This is a genomic window from Stenotrophomonas sp. P5_A8 (genome assembly GCF_056400545.1).
The window spans coordinates 1-4786 of record NZ_JBFULB010000293.1 but is presented as its reverse complement, the minus strand read 5'-3'; the positions used below and the strand labels follow the sequence as shown (position 1 = coordinate 4786).

The window sequence follows — 4786 nt, the reverse complement described above, 5'->3', positions numbered from 1 at the left end:
GTGCCCAGCGCCTTCGTGTGCCTGCCAGCAATGCCGCTTACACCCAACGGCAAGCTGGATCGCCAGGCGCTGCCCATACCGGGGCTGGATGCCTCGGTCACGCGCGGGTATGTCGCACCAGAGGCGGGGATGGAGCAGGTGCTGGCCGCGATCTGGGCCGAGCTCCTGGGCGTGGAACGGGTCGGGCGGCATGACGATTTCTTCGAACTGGGAGGACACTCGCTGCTGGCTGTGCAGTTGGCGGCTCGTCTACGCGCCACTGCCGGTGTCCAGGCCACGGTACGGGATGTGTTCGCGCTGCCCGTGCTGGAGGACCTGGCAGCGGCGCTTGGGCCGATCGGRACGGAAGACGATCCGCTTGATCTGGCCGACCGGCAGATAGCGCTGCTGCCCTCGCTTGCACAACAACGCCTATGGTTCCTTGCACAGTTGGATCCAAGGGCCGGCGCGGCCTATCACATGCCGGCTGCGGTGACGCTAACCGGCGCCCTGGACCRCATCGCATTACGGCATGCATTGGATGCGATCGTCGCCCGGCATGAAGTTCTACGGACCAGCTTTGCTGTGGTTGAGGGCAGCCCGGTACAGGTAATCGCCGCGGCTGACGTGGGTATCGCACTCATCGAACACGACTTGCGTGCGCTTGGAGCAGGTGCTCGCGCACTGGAGGCGGAGCGGTGGAGCGCGCACGAGGCCCATGCGGCATTCGACCTGTCGACGGGCCCACTGATCCGCGCGCGGCTCCTGATCCTGGACGATCAGAAACAGATCCTGCTGGTTACCCAGCACCACATCGTCTCGGACGGCTGGTCGATAGGTGTGCTGGTGCGTGAGCTGACGACGCTGTACGCAGGCTTCCTGGAAGGGGTCGGTGACACGCTGCCTCCTTTGACCGTTCAGTATGCGGACTACGCGCGTTGGGAGCGCGGTCGCATGAATGGCGAGAAGCTGGAAACCCAGGTTGGGTTCTGGAGATCCCAGCTACGTGGAGCACCGGCCCTCCTTGAGCTCCCCACCGACCGGCCGCGGCCATCGGTGCAATCGCATGCGGGTGCGAGCGTCTCCATCGTGTTGCCGTCGGTACTGACGAAGGCGCTGCGCGATCTGTCGCGGCGTCATGGGACGACCGTGTTCATGACACTTTTGGCGGGGTGGTCGATCCTCATGGCCCGGTTGAGCGGGCAGGAAGATGTCGTCGTGGGTACGCCTGTTGCCAATCGCATGCGGCAGGAGTTCGAGCCAATGGTTGGTTTGTTCGTCAATACGCTGCCCATGCGCGTTCGTGTCGACCCCGGCCAGACTGTTTCCCAACTGCTGGCCCAGGTGAAGACGACGGCCTTGGATGCTTTTGCGCACCAGGCGCTGCCCTTCGATCAGATCGTAGATGCGGCCATGCCACCGCGCAGCTTGGCGCACAACGCGGTCTTCCAGACAATGCTGACTCTCGATACCACGCCGGCAACCACGCTCGCGCTGCCGGGCCTGAGTCTGCAGCTCGGCGCGGTAGCGCGTTCTTCCACCCAGTTCGATCTTGCGCTTTCACTGCGCGAAGGAAACGATGTACTGGAAGGGCTTCTGGAGTATGCAACGGATCTCTTCGACCAGGCGACGGTCCAAAGGTGGGCAGAACATCTGCAGATCTTGTGGTCTGCAATGGCGGAGGATGCCGCGTCCAGCGTGGCGGCTCTCCCCATGCAGCCAGAGCATGCGCGTACACGCATGCTGCAGGACTTCAACGATACCGGGCTGGTCCGCGACGAGGGCATGCTGCTGCACGGGTACTTCGAGGCACAGGTGCGGCGCAATGGTGATGCGGTGGCATTGGAGTTTGAAGACTGCCAATTGAGCTACTCCGAACTGAACTGCCGCGCCAACCGCCTAGCCCACCGGTTGATCGCACAGGGCGTGGGGCCGGATGACCGGGTGGCCGTGTGCCTTCGGCGCGGTGTGGACATGGTCGTGGCGTTGCTGGCCGTGCTCAAGGCTGGTGGCGCCTACGTGCCGCTGGACCCGGGCTACCCTGCCGAGCGCCTGGCCTTCATGCTGGCAGACAGCGCACCGCGCTGCGTACTGGCCCAGACGACGTTGCGCGAGGTGGTGCCGGCCAGTGACGCCGCTGTGCTGTGGCTGGATGAAGAGGCGCTGCAGCAGCAACCGGACCATGATCCCGACACCGCAGCCCTGGGACTGCGGCCGCAGCATCTGGCGTACGTGATATACACCTCTGGTTCGACCGGGAAGCCGAAGGGGGTGATGATTGGACACGGCAACGCCGCCAACTTCATCGCCTGGAGCCTGCACGAGTTTGAGCCGCAGGTGCTTTCGCGCGTGGTCTTCTCGACGTCGATCAATTTCGACTTGCATGTGTTCGAGTTGTTCGCGCCGCTGGCTGCGGGAACGACAACGGTATTGGTGCCGGACCTGATTTCAGCCGGTGCGGTTCTGAACACGGCAACGCTGGTCAATACCGTGCCTTCGGCGATCGCTGCCGTACTCGACTCGGGCGCGACCCTGCACGGTGTCCGTCAGGTGAATCTGGCCGGGGAGCCTCTGAAGGCTGCATTGGTGGGACGGCTGTTCGAGCGAACGGCAATCGACACGGTGTCCAATCTGTATGGCCCATCGGAAACCACGACCTACTCGACGTGGGTCTCAATGCCGCGTGCCGGCGGCTTCATCGCGCATATCGGCCGTCCGATCGGCAATACGCAGGTGTACATCGTAGACAGCCGGCTGCAGCCGGTTCCGGCAGGCGTGACGGGTGAGATCCTGATTGGTGGCGCAGGCGTGGCACGTGGATACCTGGGGCGTGAAGAACTGACCGCAGAGCGCTTCATCGCGGTTCCCTTCGCTGGTGGTGGTGGCAAGGTCTACCGGACCGGTGATCTGGGGCGCTGGCGCGCCGACGGCAGCATCGAGTACCTGGGTCGCAACGATTTCCAAGTCAAGCTGCGCGGATTCCGTATCGAACTGGGTGAGATCGAGGCCGTGTTGGCAGATTGTGCCGGTGTACGCGAGGCTGTAGTGGTGGCGCGGGCGGATGCGGGCGGCGAGCAGCGCCTGGTTGCCTACTACGTGGCCGATGCTGATGCTGCACCTACGGCGCAGGTGCTGCGTCAGCAGGTCGCGCGGACGCTGGCTCCCTACATGGTGCCCAGCGCCTTCGTGTGCCTGCCAGCAATGCCGCTTACACCCAACGGCAAGCTGGATCGCCAGGCGCTGCCCATACCGGGGCTGGATGCCTCGGTCACGCGCGGGTATGTCGCACCAGAGGCGGGGATGGAGCAGGTGCTGGCCGCGATCTGGGCCGAGCTCCTGGGCGTGGAACGGGTCGGGCGGCATGACGATTTCTTCGAACTGGGAGGCAACTCACTGCAGTTGATCAGGCTGGGCTTCCATCTGAAGGAGCGGTTCAGTGCAGAGCTGAAGACCGGCACGCTGTACGAGGCGGCCAGCTTGTCGCAGATGGCCGTGGTCGTCGAAGCCGCATCCCGGCGTCGGCAGAGCAACCCGGATACGACCGTCACATTGGAAATATGAGCAGGGAAGACCCTGGAACAAGATGGAGAATGCGAGCATGAAGCCGAATCAACTCTACTACCTGCGCGAAGACGCCTACTTCGAACCGCTGGTGTTCAAATGGTATGCCTGGCCTTACCTGATTCCTCCGGTAAGTGCAGCGATGAACATCACCGGTCGCGGCTTGCGGTTGATGAAATCGTTCGTGGCCAACCACCAGCTTCATCTGGCTGCCGCCAAGGATCCCACGCTTGCCGGTGGAGATTTCGTAAGCTGCAGCGAGGATCAGCTGGAGGATGTTCGCGCACTGGTCGCGCGCATCGAGACAGAACACGCAGATTACCTGGATGTACGCAAGGCCGTGGCAGATATCAACCAGCTGCTTGAGCCCATGAAAGGGATGTCGCTCGAACCACTATACGCGCGGCTTCCCGAGGTGCTGCGCGGTTACGTCGAACTGGTCTACGACCAGAGCCACTCGCCATCGCTGCGTCTTATCGAAGGGCTGCTCTACGAGGGCAAGCTGTACAAAACCCAGGAGCAGAGTCTGGCGTTCGGTCTGCTGGAGAAGGTCAAGGAACGGCCGTTTGTGCTCAGCTCGCCCCGCCTTCCAGACGCCAATCACCTGCACGTGCAAGCGCCATTCGCCGATGAGATCGTTGACGCCATCTTTGCGACGCGCGATACGCCACGGCGTGGCGAAGAGCTGCAGATGCTCTTTTCCAGGTACGCACAGTCGGGCGAATTATCATTGAGAGATCTGTTCACCACCGAGCCGCCCTCCGTGCGACACGTGGCACTTGGCGGGAACTTGCGCGTGAGCTATCTGGGGCATGCCGGGCTCCTGATCGAGTCTGGCCATACAGCGATCCTGGTCGACCCGATCATTGCAGCGCGAGATGACCGCCATGGTGACCGCGTGCTCAGCTTCAGTGAGCTGCCTGCGAAAATCGACTATGTGTGCCTGACCCATACCCATATGGATCATCTGTGCCTGGAAACACTTCTGCAGCTGCGTCATAAGATTGGGACCGTGCTCGTGCCGAAGAACAGCGGAGGAAGTCTGGTGGATCCATCGCTGAAGCTGATGCTGGGGAAGCTCGGATTTCCGGTACAGGAACTGGAGGAGATGGAGGCGATCCAATGTGTCGATGGCTCCATCCGCAACCTCCCGTTCCTGGGCGAGCACGCAGATCTGAACATCCGCTCCAAGGCCGCTTGGCTGTTCGAGTTTGCAGGCAAGAAGATCTTCTCGGGTGCCGATTCG

General features: G+C 62.6%; 2 protein-coding genes. Both read left to right on the top strand.

Going from position 1 to position 4786, the window contains the following annotated elements; genetic code table 11:
- Positions 1-30 precede the first annotated feature (30 nt).
- On the top strand, positions 31-3540 hold the full coding sequence (locus tag AC1DQP_RS16545; RefSeq protein ID WP_478052031.1) for an amino acid adenylation domain-containing protein: 3510 nt from the start codon (positions 31-33) through the stop codon (positions 3538-3540).
- 37 nt (positions 3541-3577) lie between these two features.
- On the top strand, positions 3578-4786 hold a 1209-nt coding region (locus tag AC1DQP_RS16540; protein ID WP_478052030.1), incomplete at its 3' end, for an MBL fold metallo-hydrolase.